17 protein-coding genes are annotated in these 18143 nt (G+C 53.7%); 13 read left to right on the top strand and 4 right to left on the bottom strand.

The genetic code is table 11. The features are described 5' to 3' along the window. From FE784_RS36425 to FE784_RS41360, 6 genes are all read left to right on the top strand, one after another. The coding region (locus FE784_RS36425) for a fibronectin type III domain-containing protein (protein WP_246132347.1) at positions 1-2900 on the top strand (2900 nt) is incomplete at its 5' end. Positions 2901-3318: 418 nt separating this feature from the next. Then, the gene (locus FE784_RS36420; RefSeq protein WP_139607158.1) at positions 3319-4788 is read left to right on the top strand and encodes an extracellular solute-binding protein; all 1470 of its coding nucleotides are present in this window, start codon (positions 3319-3321) and stop codon (positions 4786-4788) included. A gap of 104 nt (positions 4789-4892) precedes the next feature. Beyond that, positions 4893-6884 (top strand): right-handed parallel beta-helix repeat-containing protein, encoded by a 1992-nt coding sequence (locus FE784_RS36415; protein WP_218103867.1) that lies wholly within the window; start codon positions 4893-4895, stop codon positions 6882-6884. Positions 6885-6929: 45 nt separating this feature from the next. Continuing rightward, on the top strand, positions 6930-9029 hold the full coding sequence (locus FE784_RS36410; RefSeq protein ID WP_139607156.1) for an alpha-L-rhamnosidase-related protein: 2100 nt from the start codon (positions 6930-6932) through the stop codon (positions 9027-9029). Between the two features lie 25 nt (positions 9030-9054). After that, positions 9055-10389: an ABC transporter substrate-binding protein gene (locus FE784_RS36405; protein ID WP_139607155.1), complete on the top strand. Its 1335-nt coding sequence runs from the start codon at positions 9055-9057 to the stop codon at positions 10387-10389. Between the two features lie 179 nt (positions 10390-10568). Further along, positions 10569-10736, top strand: coding sequence for a hypothetical protein (locus tag FE784_RS41360; protein WP_176706775.1), 168 nt, complete (start codon positions 10569-10571; stop codon positions 10734-10736). Positions 10737-10997: 261 nt separating this feature from the next. On the opposite strand, the gene FE784_RS36400 is transcribed toward FE784_RS41360, so the two are convergent. Beyond that, positions 10998-11453, bottom strand: a complete 456-nt coding sequence (locus tag FE784_RS36400) for a hypothetical protein (protein WP_176706774.1) — start codon at positions 11451-11453, stop codon at positions 10998-11000. A 203-nt stretch (positions 11454-11656) separates the two neighbouring features. Here FE784_RS36400 and catA point away from each other — a divergent pair, with 203 nt between their 5' ends. Continuing rightward, positions 11657-12316 (top strand): type A chloramphenicol O-acetyltransferase, encoded by a 660-nt coding sequence (gene catA, locus FE784_RS36395; protein ID WP_139607154.1) that lies wholly within the window; start codon positions 11657-11659, stop codon positions 12314-12316. Between the two features lie 262 nt (positions 12317-12578). Here catA and FE784_RS42530 read toward each other — a convergent pair whose 3' ends face one another. Further along, complete coding sequence (locus tag FE784_RS42530) at positions 12579-12668, bottom strand: putative holin-like toxin (protein ID WP_425465588.1); 90 nt, start codon at positions 12666-12668, stop codon at positions 12579-12581. A 206-nt stretch (positions 12669-12874) separates the two neighbouring features. Here FE784_RS42530 and FE784_RS36390 point away from each other — a divergent pair, with 206 nt between their 5' ends. From FE784_RS36390 to FE784_RS36365, 6 genes are all read left to right on the top strand, one after another. Next, positions 12875-13483 (top strand): transglutaminase-like domain-containing protein, encoded by a 609-nt coding sequence (locus FE784_RS36390; protein WP_139607153.1) that lies wholly within the window; start codon positions 12875-12877, stop codon positions 13481-13483. A gap of 207 nt (positions 13484-13690) precedes the next feature. Beyond that, entirely contained in the window at positions 13691-14323 is a 633-nt protein-coding gene (locus tag FE784_RS36385; RefSeq protein WP_246132345.1) for a hypothetical protein, read from the top strand. A 54-nt stretch (positions 14324-14377) separates the two neighbouring features. After that, positions 14378-14824, top strand: coding sequence for a DUF4362 domain-containing protein (locus FE784_RS36380; protein WP_139607151.1), 447 nt, complete (start codon positions 14378-14380; stop codon positions 14822-14824). Between the two features lie 120 nt (positions 14825-14944). Further along, complete coding sequence (locus FE784_RS36375) at positions 14945-15451, top strand: MerR family transcriptional regulator (RefSeq protein WP_139607150.1); 507 nt, start codon at positions 14945-14947, stop codon at positions 15449-15451. After that, positions 15448-15891, top strand: coding sequence for an SRPBCC family protein (locus FE784_RS36370; RefSeq protein ID WP_139607149.1), 444 nt, complete (start codon positions 15448-15450; stop codon positions 15889-15891). The genes FE784_RS36375 and FE784_RS36370 overlap by 4 nt, the downstream gene beginning before the upstream one ends. 2 nt (positions 15892-15893) lie before the next feature. Then, the gene (locus FE784_RS36365; RefSeq protein ID WP_139607148.1) at positions 15894-16334 is read left to right on the top strand and encodes an SRPBCC family protein; all 441 of its coding nucleotides are present in this window, start codon (positions 15894-15896) and stop codon (positions 16332-16334) included. A gap of 174 nt (positions 16335-16508) precedes the next feature. On the opposite strand, the gene FE784_RS36360 is transcribed toward FE784_RS36365, so the two are convergent. Both FE784_RS36360 and FE784_RS36355 read right to left on the bottom strand, forming a co-directional pair. Further along, on the bottom strand, positions 16509-17387 hold the full coding sequence (locus FE784_RS36360) for a pentapeptide repeat-containing protein (RefSeq protein ID WP_139607147.1): 879 nt from the start codon (positions 17385-17387) through the stop codon (positions 16509-16511). A gap of 179 nt (positions 17388-17566) precedes the next feature. Further along, positions 17567-17899: a winged helix-turn-helix transcriptional regulator gene (locus FE784_RS36355; protein WP_139607146.1), complete on the bottom strand. Its 333-nt coding sequence runs from the start codon at positions 17897-17899 to the stop codon at positions 17567-17569. Between the last annotated feature and the right edge of the window lie 244 nt (positions 17900-18143).

The raw sequence follows: 18143 nt of genomic DNA, 5'->3' as shown, positions 1-18143 counted from the left end.
CGATCACGGGCTATACGGTCACGTCCAGTCCGGGAGGACTGACGGGGACGGGAATCTCCAGCCCGATCACGGTAACGGGATTGACGAACGGAACGGCGTATACGTTCACGGTTGTCGCGACGAATGCGAAGGGCGACTCGGTGCCTTCCGCGCCATCGGCTAGCGCGACGCCTGCCGCTGTGCCGGACGCCCCGACCGGGGTATCGGCCGGAGCAACGGGAAGCGGTCAAGCGACGATCAGCTTTACGCCGTCGGTTGACAACGGAGGAAGCGCGATCACGGGGTACACGGTCACGTCCAGTCCGGGGGGACTGACGGGAACCGGGAGCGCCAGCCCGATCACGGTATCCGGGCTGACGAACGGAACGGCGTACACGTTCACGGTTGTCGCGACGAACGGGATAGGCAATTCCGCAGCATCCGGGCCGTCGGCAAGCGTGACGCCGATTGCCGAGCCGAACGCGCCGACCGGGGTAACGGCGGCAGCCGGAAACGGTCAGGCGACGGTAAGTTTTACGCCGCCTTCAGACAACGGGGGAAGCGTAATAACAAGCTACACGGTGACGGCGAGTCCGGGCGGACTGACGGGAAGCGGAAGCACCAGCCCGATCACGATATCCGGGTTGACGAACGGAACAGCCTATACATTCACGGTTGTCGCGACGAATGCGAAGGGCGACTCGGTGCCTTCCGCGCCATCGGCTAGCGCGACGCCGACGGCACCGCCGGCGGAAGCTCCGGTATTGCAGTCGTCTGCAGCCGGAGACGGGCAAGTAACGCTTGTGTGGAACCCCGTAGCCCGCTCGACCGGTTACAAAGTGTTCCAAAGCGTGACTGCCGGAACGTACGGAACCGAAGTGACCGCCGTTAGCGCCGCGGTGTACAGCTATCAGGCGACGGGCTTGGCCAACGGCACCACGTACTATTTTGTCGTGAAGGCGACCAATCCGGTCGGGGACAGCGCCGCTTCCAACCAAGTAAGCGCAACTCCGCAGGTTCCGTCGCCCGGAGCGCCGGTCTTGCAAGCGCCTATAGCCGGCAACGGGCAAGTAACGCTTGCGTGGAATCCTGTAGCAGGCTCGACTGGCTACAAAGTGTACCAAAGCGTAACGGCCGGAACGTATGGAACCGAAGTGACGACCGTTAACGGCGCGGTGTACGGCTACTCTGTAAGCGGCTTGACCAACGGCACTACGTACTATTTTGTCGTGAAGGCGATGAATCCGGGTGGAGACAGCGCCGCTTCGAATCAAGTAAGCGCAATGCCCGCGAACGTGCCGTCTGCACCGACGGACGTTACCGCAGCAGCGGGAGATGGAGTGGCTACGGTCTCCTTTACCGTGCCTGCGGATGACGGCGGAAGCGCGGTTACAGGCTACGTGGTTGCGGCTGCGCCCGGGAATATCGTGGCGACAGGTGCCGCAAGCCCGATTACGGTAACGGGTTTATCGAACGGAACATCTTATACGTTTACCATAAAGGCGATCAATCGAATTGGCGGCAGCCTGCCTTCCGCCCCTTCCAATGCCGTCGAGCCAAGGTCGACGTCGGAAGAAGGAGGAGGCGGCGCACCTGTGGATCAGCCGGTCGATACGCCTTCGGGTACGCCTTCGGCACCGACCGCTCCCGCTTCTCCGGGGCCGCCAAGCACGGGGGCTGACGTTCTAATTAACGGCATAGCAGAAAATATAGGCACGTCAGCGACTGCCGCCGTGAACGATCAGACCGTTACGACCGTAACGGTTGATCCGAACAAGCTGGAGGAGAAGCTCGCGGCGGAAGGGGAAGGTGCGGTCGTTACCATTCAGGTCATCGCGAATTCGGATGTAGTCATTGGCGAATTGAACGGTCAAATGGTCCAAAACATGGAGCAAAAGCAGGCGATCGTGGAAATCAAAACGGATAAAGCGGTCTATACGCTGCCGGCCCGTCAAATCGATATCCAGTCGATATCGGAACAGCTCGGGAAGACCGTAGCGCTTCAAGATATCAAAGTGCGAATCGAGATCGCCGCACCGTCGGCAGACACCGTGAAGGTGGTAGAAAACTCGGCGGCAAGAGATGGTTTTACCGTTGTCGTTCCGCCGCTCAACTTTACGGTTAAGGCGATATACGGCGATACAACGATTGAAGTATCCCAATTCAACGCCTATGTGGAAAGAACCATCGCACTCCCTGACGGGGCGGATCCCGGCAAAATCACTACAGGCGTCGTCGTGGAGCCGGATGGAACGGTTCGCCATGTGCCGACTCAAATCATCAGCGTGGACGGCAAATATTATGCCAAAGTGAACAGCCTGACGAACAGCACCTACTCCGTCGTATGGCATCCGCTGGAGTTCAAGGATGTTGCCAACCATTGGGCGAAGGATGCGGTAAACGACATGGGCTCGCGCATGGTTGTCAGCGGCATCGGCGACGGTCTGTTCAATCCCGACCAAGACATTACCCGTGCGGAGTTTGCCGCGATCATGGTCAACGGGTTGGGACTGAAGCTGGAGAGAGGGACTGCGCCATTTCCGGACGTAAAAGCTCCGGCTTGGTACGGCGAAGTCATTCAAACGGCTTACTCGAATGAGCTGATCAGCGGATTCGAGGACGGTACCTTCCGTCCGATGGATAAGATTTCGCGGGAACAGGCCATGGTGATCATCGCGAATGCAATGAAGATGACCGGTCTGAAGGCGAAGCAGCCATCGAAGGTTGCAGGAGAACTGCTCGGATCGTTTGAGGATGCGAATAGCGTCTCCGAGTGGGCGGCAAGCGGCATTGCCGATGTTCTGCAAGCAGGCATCGTCTCGGGGCGAAGCGGTTCGCAGCTTGCTCCGAAGGCGTCCGTCACAAGAGCGGAGGTAGCCATCATGATTCAGAAGCTTCTACAACGTTCGGAGCTCATTTAATCGACATGCACCGGCTCTAGAGCGACTGGTTCAACTCCGGAGTTCCATTGGGGAAATACGATTGAACCCGAAACGATTCGGCAGATCGCATTGCAAAACAGCTAAACATGCAAAACTACGAAAAAAGTCGCCTAAGCAGCGACTTTTTTCAATTCAATCATAAAGTTCCGGTCCTAGCGCGGGGTCCGGAGCCTTGTTTTAGCACCAGAACGACAGTACCCCGCACCAGTATTGATTGATCGGACCGTATCTGCGGCATTGTCGGCGCGTTCGGGGAGTAGGGCGAATGGATTGCAGGTTGTTTGATGTATAAAATAGGTCGTTTTTAATAAATTGATGTATATAATTATGAATTGACAACGATTACATACGGTAATATGATGGTCATAAGCAATTTTTCTTGAAAAATTAACCATAGATGTATATAAAATTAATATTATATACATCAGAGGAGGGACGAGTCATTCCTAAAAACAGACCGTCCAAAGAACGGTACCACGAACGGCTGAACGGGCTCATTGCGACTCTCCGTCATGAGATTGTGGAAGGAACTTATCCGCCGGAGTCGTATTTGCCTTCTGAAATCGCATTGTCGAAACGGTTCTCGCTCAGCAACAAATCGCTTCGCAAAGGACTGGAGGTACTGGAAAAGGAGGGATACATCCGTAAAATCCCGCGTGTCGGCAACCAGATCGTTCCGCTGCGACCGCGAGCGGTCATCCGGTTCGGCTGCAGTCAGACGATTATGCGCGATCTGAGGATGGAGGATTTGATCGAAGAGTTCCATCTTCTGCATCCGAGCATTCGTGTAGAAGTCGTTCCCTACGTCAGCGTCGTTCCGGAAATAACCGTAGGGGGCGAGCCGTTGGATGTGTTGAGCGCCAACGTGTATCAATTCCTGGAGATCGTCAGACTAGGTCTAACCGCTCAACTCGAGGTGCTGCCGGAACCCGAGGATACGCATCCGTTCCTGCTGGAGCCGTTCCTTCATGAGGGGAAGCTGTTCGTGCAGCCGCTTGGATTCGCTCCCATCGTGTTGTGCTACAACAAGGCGCATTTCGCGCAATCCGGTGTTCCGGAGCCGGACGGAAGCTGGAGTTGGGACGAGCTGATGATGCACGCCACGGTCTTGTCGAACGGAGCCGGTCGATATGGTTTCGGCTTCCATGCCATGTCGGAGAACCGCTGGCCGATCTTTATGCTGCAGAGTGGCGGTCGGGACGAGTGGGAGGCGCCGTGGGATAGCGAGTCGCTTCGCCGCAAGCTCATGAAGAACATGAAGATTTGCAAAGACATTCTCCATAATCGGGCGATGTCTCCGCTCTATTTGTCGGAAGACGACAAAGAAATTACGAAGCTGTTCGTGGATGGAAAATTATCCATGATTTTGACCAACTACGCCCAAATGAACGATTTTCTTAACGCCGACCTGGAGTATGACATATCGCCCGTTCCTACGCAGCATGATCCTGCCACGCTGCTCATTACGATCGGTGCCTGTATATGCAAAGACTCCCCGCATAAGGAAGAAGCTCATCGCTTTCTGCGGTTTATGGCTTCCCGACATGCACAGGAGCTGATTCAGTCCGGTACGCTTACCGTTCCGAGCTATCGGCCCATATTGGCGAGCCCCGTCGCGAGCAGGGTGAAGAGACCGGGACGTTACAGCTTGTTCCGGGAAATCATGTTTACGTTCCGTACCCACAAAGATTTGCAATTCTCGGATGCTCTTCGTCTCAAACTGCTGTATCTTCTGAAGGAATACTGGGCCAATCTGATCGGTGAAGAGCAATTGTGCGACAGGATGTTCCAAGCCATTCGCGAAGACCGGAACCGTGACGGCAATCAGGTCGATGCAAGCAAATGCTTCATCGGGGATCGGACCTAACATGAGGCTTGCTCGAGGGCGTCCCATGGAGCATGGCATTTAGGCAAAAATCGATAGCGGACGCTCCTTGCTTTGGAAAAATCCAAGTAAAGGTGATGTTGCGAATGAATACGGAAAAAAGCAAAGAAACGGTTCATGTCCAAGAACGAGAGATGGCGGATTCATCTGCGAGAATGAGCCGCAGGGCGTTGCTGGCGACGGCAGGCCTCGGAGGGATGGCGGCAGCCTCGGGATTCTTGTTGAACTCCGGACTGGTTAGCGCCTCCAACGGAAAGGACTCTACGGTAACCAATGCCGTCTACGGTAAAGGGGTAAAAGCCTGCTGCGAGACGACAACAATCGGTGCGCTGCGAAACGAAGCGAATCCGGATGCAAACCGTCCGTACTTCGTCAAGGATTCCGGCCGGGAAGGCATCTTCCTGTTCGATCCGGCCGATACCTCGTCGGCGGATAACTCCGGTACCGTTCTCGTATCGCCTTCCGTCGGCGCCAGATTCAAACGCATTTACGAAGGGTCGTTGAATGTGAAATGGTTCGGTGCCAAAGGGGACGGGGTGACGGACGATACGGCGTCCATCCGGCTGGCGATCGATGCGGGTCGCGGCGGCTCCGTCTATTTTCCGGAAGGCACCTATATTGTATCGACTGATGACAGCGTGACGCGGGCGGCATTTCTGCTGACTGCCGATCATTCCGGCACAACGCTGCATGGGGCGGGAATCGGGACCGTGATCAAGGCCGTTAACAATGGCATCCTCAAGTTCTTTTATCCGTTCAGGCTGACGACCGCCAAACGGATCACGGTGCGGGGGATCAAGTTCGACGGGAACGCCGACGCCAACTGGTTGACCGATCCGGAGGTTTCGCTGAACGCCCATCATCTGTTCTACTTTACTCCGCCTGCGGACCGGGAAGTCGACAACATTTCGTTCTCCGAATGCTTCTTCAGGGGCTCGTTCAACAGCGCGATTCAGAGCTACGGAAGCGCGGCGCATCCGTACCCGCATCCGATCAGCAGCCAGATTCGGATCGAGAACTGCCACTTCGAACAAACCGGCAACCACGGCGTGGGGATGAACGAATGGGTCGACAGCGTCGTGACGGGCTGCACGTTTTACGATCTGGGGATGAAGCCGGTACTCGCGAACGGTTTCGGATCGGGCATGTGCGTGGACGTATCGGGAGGCTGCCATAACATCGTTGTGGCCAATAATGTGGGAGAACGGACCGGCATTGCCGCGTTTAAGGCAGAGACGCACGAAAAACCGAACAATGGCGGCGACGTACCATCCTCGCATATCGTATTCGCCAACAACATCGTCCGCAATTTCAAACGGGAACCGAATCTCGGGACCCAGTATGCGATCCGGATGAACGGAATCCGCGTTACGGCGATCGGCAACCAGTTCGAGAACTATTACGGGAGGGGCGTGGACATCTCCGGTAAATCGTCGGAATGTTCAGTCATCGGCAATCTGTTCATAGCGAATGGCGCTACGATCGGTTCCGGAATCTATACCTCCTCGAATGGAGGACGGATGAAGTTTGCGAACAATGAGCTGCACAATGCGAACGGCTCGGGCATCGAATGCTACGCGTCGAACGACCTCATCATTCAGGGCAATAAAGTCAGCGGCGCGAATTACTACGGGATCAGTATGACCCATTGCCAGCGGGCGATCGTCGACGGCAACGAATGCCTGGATAACAAAATGACCGGTATTCTCGCCTCGGGCAGCAGCGATCGGCTCAATATCGTCAACAATTTGTGCTGCGATACGAGGACGGGCGCGGCCAGAACGCAGCCGAACGGCATACGTGTGCTCGATACCGTCACGAATGTCGAGTTGGCGCATAACCAAGCGTACAATCATACGTCGACGGATATTTTATTCGGAACGGCCCCGATCTCGGCTATCGAAAACGGGGTCAAGGCGTGGTATTCGGACAGCTTGCCCACGACGGGCGCTTGGCGGGAAGGCGATAAAATCATGTGCATCCATCCGGGCTCGACCGGTTTCGTCGGCTGGGTGTGCACGTCGGCGGGAACGTATGGCGTCGTCAATCCGATATTCCAGCCGTTCGGCGCCCTATAGGGCAAACGAGCGCATTAGCTTATACCGCATAAGGAGAGATGCTTGATGAAGTCCGTCGGACACGACGAGGCGACCTGGATCTGGTATCCGGGCGATTTTGAAATATGGCTGCATCGCGAGGTTGTTTTGCGCCGGGAGGAGCGGGGAAGCGTATATCCACCTTTCTATCGAGTCGATTCTCCGTATTGCGTCGTCAAATTCCAATGCATCTATGAGATCGTCGAAAAGGAAGAGCTGGCGTTGACCGTAGAGGGCCGCTACAATGTCATGATCGATGGCAGGATGGTGCCTTCAGGGGGCGGGAAGCTTATGCTGCCCAAAGGAAAGCACTCGCTTGTCATATCGGTTGTCAACGAGAGCGGCCTGCCAGCCTTGTTCGCGAAAGGGATCACGATAGCCAGCAATACCAGCTGGAGAGTGACGAGCGGCAATTGGAATTGGATTGTTCCCGGTTGCGGGCAGTTCCATTCGGCAGAGGAGCGTCCATCGGGATACCGGTTGCCTTCGGTGCGGAAGGAGCACTCGGAAGCGACAACGTTTGACGACGGTACGCTGCTTGTCGACTTCGGCGAGGAAACATTCGGTTATGTGCAGCTTCACGGGCTGCAGGGAGAGGGCACGGTCATACTGTATTACGGGGAATCGCTGGAAGAGGCTCTGTCCGAAGCCGAATGCGATACGCTGGACCGAATCGAGGTAACGTCCGGAGCGTCGCCGGACTATACCCATGGCTCGTCCCGAGCTTTCCGGTATGTACGTGTCAACCCCGATCCGGGCGTAACTATCGGCGGCGTCTCGATGCTGTACGAATATTTGCCCGTGGAATACCGCGGCCGATTTCGCTGCTCGAATGAACGAATCAACCGCATCTGGGATGTCGCCGCCCATACGATGCATTTGACGACGCGGGAGTTTTTCCTCGACGGCATCAAGCGGGACCGCTGGGTATGGTCGGGGGACGCCTCACAAAGCTATCTTATCAATTATTACTCCTTCTTCGACGAAGCCGTCAATCGCCGGACGATGATAGCGCTGCGCGGCAAGGACCCGATCGAGACGCATCTGAATACGATCCTCGATTACTCCTTCTACTGGATCATCAGCTTGTATGATCATTACCGGTATACCGGCGATCTGGAATTTATCCGTTCCATCTATCCGAAGATGCTCGATCTTGTCGCTTTCTGCCGGTCGCGGGCCAATGAGAGAGGTATGGTGGAAGGGAAGCCGGGAGATTGGGTGTTCGTCGATTGGGCGGATGTAAGCAAGGAGGGCGAGCTTAGCTTCCAGCAAGTATTGTTTGCACGAAGTCTGGAAGTGGCGGCGGACTTCGCGCGGATGTTCGGGGACGATGCGACAGCGAGGGAGCTGGGAGATCATGCGGCTGCGCTGCGGCGGGAACTGTTCGACACGTTTTGGGACGAGGAGCGGGGCGGGCTTCTACATAACCGGATAAATGGCCGGCTGCAGCCGCATATGACGCGGTACGCCAACATGTTTGCGCTGCTGCTCGGTTTTCTGGATGCGGGACGTCAACGATCGGTTGCGAGTAACGTGTTGATGAACGATCAAGTGCTCAAGATTGCCACGCCATATATGCGCTTCTATGAGTTGGCCGCTTTATGCGAGATCGGCGAGCACGCTTACGTAGCATCCGAGATGGAGCGTTACTGGGGTGGTATGCTTGATCAGGGGGCAACCAGCTTCTGGGAAGTGTACGATCCCGAGGTTCAGGGCAGCGCCCAATATGCGATGTACGGCAGACCGTTCGGCAAAAGCCTGTGCCACGCTTGGGGAGCCGGACCGATCTATTTGCTCGGCAAATATTTCATGGGCGTGAAGCCGCTCGAGGCCGGATATGCGCGCTTCCTGATCGAGCCGCATCTGGGCGGACTGGCGTGGTTCGAAGGCGTCGTGCCCGCCAACCGGGACAATATTCGCATCTATATGGACGAGACGAGGATCACGATCCGGACCGGACGAAGTCCGGGCATCCTGCGGATCACCAGCCGAATTGTCCCGTCATGTCCGACCGGTAATTTTCGCGTAATCGGGCCGGATCGTTATGAGTTATCGCTGGATAAGCCCGATGAGGATTATGCCATTGCTTACGCGAATTCGGAGAGCGGAGTAGCTGGCAACTGATAAGCAATAGAAAGAGGGGCGAAGCATGAAATCGAAGCTGTTATGGATTAGTACGGTGCTGCTGGCGACTGGCTTGATGCTGGCGAGCTGCTCGGGCAAGAGTGGGGACGGCGCCAGTCCGGCCGAACCGTCGACGACGGGCAAGACGGAGGGGCCGAAGCAAGTAGCCACGGAACCGGTCACCTTAAGAGTGAATAACTGGAATACCGCGTTTCAGCAGGCGGAATTCGATACTTATTTTGCCGAGCCGATCCGCAAAAAATATCCGTTCATTACTTTGGAATATGTGGATTTTACGAAAGGCGCGGCCAACACGCTGGAAAATTTGATGGCGGCCGGAAGCACACCCGATATTGTCTTTACGGATCATCCGAATCTGGCCGGTCTACTCGATTATGATTTCCCTATGGACCTGAATGAATATGTGCACAGCTTCTCCGTCGATCTGAAGCAGGTCGATTCCCAAGTGCTCGAGGGAGGCCGATCGATAGGAAGCAATGGGCAGTTGCTGGCGCTTCCGATCTATTCGGATCGCATGATGTGGTTCTACAATAAAGATTCGTTCGATAAATTCGGAATCCCGTACCCGACGGACGATATGACATGGGATGACGCCATCGTGCTGTTCAAGCGGTTGTCCCGACAAGACGGAGGGATTCAGTATTCGGCCTTCCGAACGATCAATCTGCTGATGACCGGCAGCCAATGGGGGCTGTCGCTGTTCGACCCGAAGACGGGAAAAGCGTCGTTCCAAACCGACGACTGGAAGAAATCTCTCGCTTTGCTGCAGGAAATCAACAGCATTCCGGGAAATACGAAGCTGACGAACGAAGATTTTTATCAAAAGCAGACATTGGCTTCACTGATGCAAAGCTTCAATATTATGGTCAATCTGCTGGACGGAGCGGAGCAGAAGGGTCAAAAAATCAACTGGGACGTTGCTTCCTTGCCGCAGTCCAAGGAGAAGCCCGGTATCGCCGGTGCGAACAAACCTCTATACTTTATGGTATCCAAGGCAAGCAAGCATAAGGAGCAGGCTTTCGCGGCGATCTCGCATTTGATGGGGTCCAAGGAAGTCCAAACGCACTTGTCGGCAAATGGAAAAATGCCGGTGCTGCTCGATAAGGAAGTCCAACAAGCGTTCGGCACGAAGCTGCCCATCCTGAAAGGCCGCAACACGACGGCGGTATTCAAACATAAAATGGCCGACCTTCCGTATACGAACCGGTTCAACCGGCTTGCTCTTCTCGAAATGATCGGTGCCGGCAACAACGTTTTTAGCGGTACGGCCGATATCAACACCGCGCTGCGCGATGCCGAGGAGAGGGCGAATAAAGCGATCGAGGAGAAAAGGAAATAATAAGCTCCAGAACAAACGAGACAAGACTTCGATAACCGGTTATCCCGGTCGTCGGAGTCTTTCTCGTTCGCTTCGGTTTCCGGGAATGATGAGGACATACCAGTCAGCAGTCAAACCGGCATCCGAGTCGAGTTTAATCGATACTCGACAAAGCGAAGCAACTGCAGGGAGCTACGGACATGCGGGGCTATGGAGTCGCCGCTGCGGTCGGGTACGCCGATATCGACTGGTTCTCGAAAAAATTCAAGCGGAATCCCGTTGTTAGCACAGGGCAGTACCGGGACGAGGTTGTTCGGGGGGGAAGGAGCAGCAGAGAAGGAGCAGCTGAGAAGGAATCGATCGAATGAACAACAGCTGCTCGACCCTCAACGTTCCGCAATAACTGGAAATTGTGTAGTTAATTTCAATAAGGAAGGTGCCCCTTGCCGAAATAAATGGAAAATACGTTGTTATTTGATTCAGAAACCGCAAAAGCCGGAGAACGAGAGAAAATAACTGTACCTTTTCCAGCTAACACGAACTGATCGGCGCTTTCCCTTCAAATAGCTGTATGTTTTACAGTTAGTCCGGATTCTTCTCTCGTTTCCCAAAAGTTTAGATTTGTGTAGTTAATATGATAAAGATAAAACACAACCAGCGTCACGCAACCGGAAGCGTAACCGCATCGCAACCGCAACCGCAACCGCAACCGCAACCGCAACCGCAACCGCAACCGCAACCGCAACCGCAACCGCAACCGCAACCGCAACCGCAACCGCAACCGCAACCGCAACCGCAACCGCAACCGCAACCGCAACCGCAACCGCAACCGCAACCGCAACCGCAACCGCAACCGCAACCGCAACCGCAACCGCAACCGCAACCGCAACCGCAACCGCAACCGCAACCGCAACCGCAACCGCAACCGCAACCGCAACCGCAACCGCAACCGCAACCGCAACCGCAACCGCAACCGCAACCGCAACCGCAACCGCAACCGCAACCGCAACCGCAACCGCAACCGCAACCGCAACCGCAACCGCAACCGCAACCGCAACCGCAACCGCAACCGCAACCACAACCACAACCGCACCACAACCGATGATCAAGTTTTGGACGGACGGTTTTCTTCCAAAATGCTTTGATGTTACGGCTGTGATGGTGATATACTTAACCTCACAGTAGTAGTGGGAGAAATAATATACCGGGAATGTGATGAGGATATGGTTAAATCAGTCGATCAGACCTCCTAAAACGAAAAATGGAATCATTTTAGGAGGTTAAAAACATGAGATTTAATCCGATTGATCTGGAGAGCTGGAGTAGAAAACCTTATTTTGAACATTATTTAAACCATGTCAGATGCACCTACAGCATGACGGCCAACCTTGACATTACCCGACTGCTGCCAGAACTGAAGAGTAAGGGGATCAAGCTGTACCCGGCACTCATTCACATGATAGCGACAGTGGTGAACCGTCACATTGAATTTCGCACGTGTTTTGATTCCGAGGGCAGGTTAGGCTATTGGGACAGTTTGTCCCCGAGCTTTACCATTTTCCATGAGGATGACAAAACGTTTTCATCCATCTGGACTTCGTACAGTGAAGACTTTAAGGAGTTCTACGGTCGCTATCTGGATGATATAGGAAGGTACGGGGATGTTAAAGAATTTGCGGCTAAAGCCGACGAGCCGCCAAACACCTTTCCCGTTTCCAGCATTCCTTGGGTCAGCTTTACGGGCTTTAACCTGAACGTTTATAACGACGGAACCTATTTGCTGCCCATCTTTACAATGGGGAAATATTTTCAGCAAGATGAAAAAATAATGCTGCCTTTGTCGGGACAATTCCACCACGCCGTTTGCGACGGCTATCATGCCGGCGTGCTCTATAATGAGCTGCAAATACGGGCAGATGAATGTGAGGATTGGTTGCCAAACGAATAATCAAATTCCGCATTCCGCTAAACGGGACAGGTATGATCAGGAACTCGGCCGGAAAAGGCGTCCTGCAATCGAATGGTTACAAGTGTCTTGGCGTGGCGTCCGAGATGCGACCGAAGGTGTATGGCATGCATAAACGGACACAGATATAATAAAACTAATGAGGAGCCGTGCGCAAACACGACTCCCCGGCACAGTAGACCGCTTCAAAGGCGGTCTACTGTGCCTCGATCAGAAATAGACCGATTCCTAGCAGAGGGGCGGTCTATTTCTTTTGGTTAATCGCTGCGACGATGGCGACAACCAGCGTCAGCAGCGCAATCAGTAGCGCACCAAAACCGACCATCAACGTCAAAGCGTCTTTAAGGTTGGACTTTGCGCTATAGTGGAACAGGCTGCCCGAGTTCGGGCGGCTTCTTTTTTTGCGTATACGGATGATGGGTCCTCTAATCTTGTTAACTCAAGCTCCAGTGTGACAACCGTTCAGCTTATTTACTGTTGAATAAAATCTCATAATTGTGCATAATAATGCATAACTAATCAACGAATAGGGTGATAAAAATGCTCTTGTCGTGCGAATCCAATTCTTTAGCAGACTTTTTAACAGACTCGGAAGAAGTAGATTTCAATCATTTGTCCATTAGAGAAAAAGCATCGCAATTATATTCGGTATCGTCGAATGAAGAAGAATTTATAAAGAAAGCTTATGAATTTGTTCGTGATGAGATTTCCCATTCCTGGGATATCCAAAGCTCTCGAATTACTTGCAAAGCCTCGGAAGCGCTTTTGTATAAAGAGGGGATTTGTTACGCCAAGTCTAATTTGTTGTGCGGCCTATTGAGAAGCCAAGGGATTCCTGCCGGCTTTTGTTATCAACGGCTCACGATAGGCGATACGCCGGATACCGGGTACTGCATACATGCTTTAAATGCCGTTTACCTGAAATCCATTGCCGACTGGATTCGCCTGGATGCGCGTGGGAATAAAATCGGCGTCGATGCACAATTTTCCATTGACGAAGAAAGGTTGGCGTTTCCGGTACGGGAGGTCTGCGACGAGTTGGATTATCCCGTAATCTATACTCTGCCGAATCCGAAAACGATAGCTGCGTTAAAACAACATACCGACTGTAAACAGATGTATCTTCATGGGTTGCCGGATCGCATATGAAAATAACAAGCCAGCGCCGTATCAGGGTTGCACTTGGTTTGATACTCCAGTATATGTTTGTCCGTCGCCTATCAGAAGGAGCGGCGGATAAGCTGGCGAACGAACATGAATGCCGGATGCACAGGCTCTGGCGATTGCTTCTCCGATAGATTGAAAGTGCAATTTACCATATATGGAAATGTGCTTTTATCTGGGAGGCGAGCGGTGTTGAAGAAGGAACGATTCGAATCCATTGACGTGGAGAAACTGAATATCGTGGATAAAGACGGTACGATTAAGATGACTTTGTTTAACCAAGATCACATTCCTCCGGCCATTATGGACGGCAAAGACTTCTTACCCGGACATCGCCAAAATTGGCCTATATCGGGCATTATGTTTTACAACGGCGAGGGCGACGAATGCGGCGGGTTGATCTTCGGGAGCGAGAAGAAGGAGAATGGGGAATATACGTCCTCCGCTTCATTAACTTTTGACCAGTACAAGCAGGATGAAGTGATCACGATGACGTACGACAACGAAAATGGCGTATCGACCTACGGGTTTCAAATCAAAGACCGCCCGAAAACCCCGCTTCCCGAACAAATCAAGAGATTGCAGGAAATCCGCGAGTCCGACAAGGATGAGGCTGCCAAGCAGCAGGAAATTCAAGCTCTATGGGAAGGCAGCACGCAGCGGGCCTATATGGGAAAAAATAAGTATGGGGAAATCATCGTCAGCCTGATGGACAAGAAAGGCAAGCCGCGGCTCCGCATGCTGGTGGACGAGCAGGACAATCCCCGGATGGAGTTTCTGGACGGGGAAGGGAATGTGCTGTACAAGCTGCCTCCCGAGCTGTAGGACCGGGATCGGATTCAAAGCGGAGACGATGTCTGGCGATAGAAAGGGAGCGGCATGTTCCGGACTAGAGTAACGATTGGCGTACTGATTGGGATCATTGCGGTGCTGGCGACGGCCTTGGGGATAACGCTGTCGTCTGCCGGCGATTCGGACAAGATGGATCTAAGAGAGGACATTCTGCATCATTTCGATCAGACGGACATCCGACGCTTGGATGAGATGGTAAAGCGTCACGGGGAGGGAAAAGGCGATTATCTCCTGCTCATACCGCGAACTGTCGACGGCGGGTACTGGATTCATGACGTGCACTCCAATGGCAGAGAGATCACCTGGACCATTGACAATACGAGGGACGGGATGAGCTCCGAGCAAGGCAAGAGGACGTACAAGTGCAAGGTTATCAGCAAGAGCGAGACGGATGAGCATCACGTGTATACGCTGGAGCAATGCAATGGCGAGGAACGGAAGCTGCCGATTTTCAGTATTTCGAAGGATAGGTAAGCACGGGCGTGTGAAAAAAATTCAGCAAGAGCGTCACGATTTCGCTTGCACCTTACGTAACGTAACGTTTTATAATACAGCTACCGGTATACAGCTAGTGCCAAAGAGTGGGGATGGTTAATGAAAAGACATTGGAAGGTCGGCGACCTTGCCAAGATGACGGGGCTTACCGTACGAACCTTGCGCTTCTATGATCAAATCGGTTTGTTCTCTCCGTCCGGTCAGACGGAATCCGGTCACAGGCTGTACAGCGAATCGGACTTATCGCGCTTGCAACAAATTTTATCGCTTAAAGAGCTGGGCTTATCGCTCGAGGAGGTTAAGTCGGCCTTGACTGGCGGGCAAATCAGTCCGCTCGAGATCGTCAACCTGCAGATAGGCCGAATCAAAGAGCAGATTAAATTGCAGCAAAACCTATTGGAGCAGCTCGGACATGTATCCAAGCTTATGCAGGGGAAGGCGCAATTGACGTTTGAAGATTTCACAAGCCTTCTGCAAGCGATGAAAATGAGTTTCGAGAAGCCCGTCATCGAGCGGCAAACGAGTTGGGAGAGACATTTGGACCTACTGGGAGACTTTCTTGCCGAGGAAAGCGGAATGCCAAAACCAAAGGAGGAAAATCAATGAACGAACGATTCGTCAAGCATGCGACCTTCGTCGTCGAGCGGATGTATGCCGCTTCGCCGGAGCGGGTTTATCGAGCCTGGGCCGACCCGATTGCCAAGGCCAAGTGGTTTTCAAAGGCGGACATCTTCGACTTTCGGGTCGGCGGACGAGAATACAGCAGCGGCGGGCCGCCGGAAGGGCCGATCTTTACCTTCGACGCCAGCTACCAGGAGCTTGTCCCGGAGCAGCGCATTGTCTATACGTACACCCTGGATTCTGACGGCATTCGCATCTCCGTCTCGATTACGACAGTCGAGCTTATCGAGGTGGAGGGCGGAACGAAGCTCATTTTCACGGAGCAAGGCGCCTTCTTTGACGGACACGATACGCCGGAAATAAGAGAACATGGTACGAACGTCATGTTGGACGCACTGGGCAAAGTATTGGAAGGAGGAGAATAAGCGTGACAGCAGGCAAAAATGAAATTGTATCTGCACGGGAATTCGATGTTCCGCGGGAGCTTGTGTTTCGGGCCTGGACAACCCCGGATTTGTTGGCTCGATGGTGGGGGCCGAAGGGCTTCACGAATACTTTTGACGAGATCGATATAACACCGGGCGGGACGTGGCGGTTCACCATGCACGGACCGGATGGCAAGGATTACCCCAACCATAGCGTCTTTGTCGAGATTGTGCCCTTGGAGAGGATCGTGTTCGATCATTTGTCGGGTCACGAATTTCGGGTAACGGCCACATTCGAGGACTTGGGCGGCGGTACCAGGGTTGTCTTTCGTCAGCTTTTCAAGGTAACAGAGGAGTTCGAACAAGCCAAGCCGTACTGTATCGAAGGCAATGAACAGAACTTCGACCGGCTGGGCAAGCTGCTGGAGGAATTGACAGTCTAGCTCTTCGCAGTCTGTACCGTTTTATCGGGAAAATCGCCTGGCGCATGCGTACTGCGGCATCCGTGCATCGAATCCAACGGTTGGCGATACCCCGCACGGGGTAAGGTTCGGCAGATGAGCACACCGAATCCGGCGAGGCCTTCAAGTGCTGCCGGTCACTGTCCTCCGCTCGCTCTATGCTCCGGAAGCGGACCAGTGCGCCGGGCGGGCGAGCGACGGCGGCAGCTTTGTGGCGGCATTGCCCTTCGCCGCGTTGAGCTGGGCTTGGGTGAGGAAGAGGCTATCGGTGAGATTGGCACCGCCGAGATCAGCGTCGCGGAAATCGGCTCCGATGAGGTCCGCCGATCTCAGGTCGGCGCCTCTGAGGTCGGCGGCAATCAGGTAGGCTCCTCTCAAGTTGGCGCAGCGGAGATCGGCTCCTCTGAGCTTGGCCCCGATAAGGTCGGCTCCTCGGCCGTAGGTCTTCTGACGCCCGGAGGGGGCTTTTTGCAGGCGGCGGGCTTCGGCTCTCGCGAGCTCGCTCGTCCGCAGGAGCAGAGCGTTGACATCCGCTCGATGCGCTGCCACGTCCAGCTCGAGGAGAGAGCCGGGACTGAGGCGAGTGAGGCGTTCCGTCTCGTCGAGCGCGGAGCTAAGCGCACTATGGATCGGTAGGGCCGGCTGCAGCGTCAGCGCTTCGGTCAAATACCATAACAGCTCGTGGAGCTGCCGCATGATCGGAAACACCTCGAACATTTGCTTCGCGGATTCCGGGGCTTGCCGCCAGTCTTGTCCGCCGAAGGTGACTTGGGAAACCTTCTGCCCCGCGCCGAAGCAGTCATACACCGTGCAGCCTCGAAAGCCCAGCTGCCTGAGGCTTGCGTGCACGCCGCAGCGGAAGTCCGATTGCAGGTTGGGGCACGGCTGGCCGGCGTTTTTGTCGATCGCGAAGTCGGTCGAGGCCGCGAAGGGCAGCGCGACACAGCACAGGCCGAAGCAGTTCTCGCATTCCGATTGCAGACTTGGGCGGCCGCGATCGGTCAAAGGTTTCGAACTTCTGTGATTCTCGGACAATTCGTGGCCTCCCTTCGTTTTCACCGTGTTCTCTTACTTGCATAGCTGCTTTAAAGGCGCATTTCTTCAATTCTTATATACTATTACTCCTTGTTTCTTCCGTCAATCGTTGTTTGCCATTGGGAAACGGAGGGCAACAGAATAGAGCCGGTCAACTCGTTTACGAGAATGGCCGGCTTTTATTGCTTTGTAGGGCTAATCCACTTTTCTCCCCATTCGCGCATATGAACAAGTACGGTCCTATACTCCTTGCCTTTCTCGGTTAAAGAGTATTCTACGCTCACGGGTATGGTCGGGAATACTTGGCGATGGACAATTTGATGCTGCTCCAAGTGCCGCAGTATATCGGTCAAAGATTTAATGCTGATATTCCCCAAACTTCTTCGTAACTGATTGAAACGCTGAGAACTGTAATACAATTGGGAAATGACGGAGAAGGCCCATTTGCTGCCGATTACCTGCAACGCTTCGTTAACAGCGTGAAGGCATATTTGATCATCGCTTTGGTCCAAGTATTATCCCCCCTTTTTTTCATCAAATAATATAGTTAGTTATTTTTCGTAAGTAAAACTAAATAAAGTGCCTTCTTATAAAAATATATCAATTGTTTTACTATTTCAATAGTGCCTGACAACAACAAGACTTGACTCTTGACTTGCGGGTTTGAAAAAAACTACGACAGCATAATCCGCATACAACCTGGAGGCCCCTTGATGAGGCGGCTGCAACATGTTGCCGTAAATAAAGGAACTATTT

It is taken from the genome of Paenibacillus hemerocallicola, from assembly GCF_006265175.1.
GTDB lineage: Bacteria > Bacillota > Bacilli > Paenibacillales > NBRC-103111 > Paenibacillus_AB > Paenibacillus_AB hemerocallicola.
Note: the sequence above shows the minus strand (reverse complement) of the source record. Positions and strands in the feature narration are given on the sequence as shown.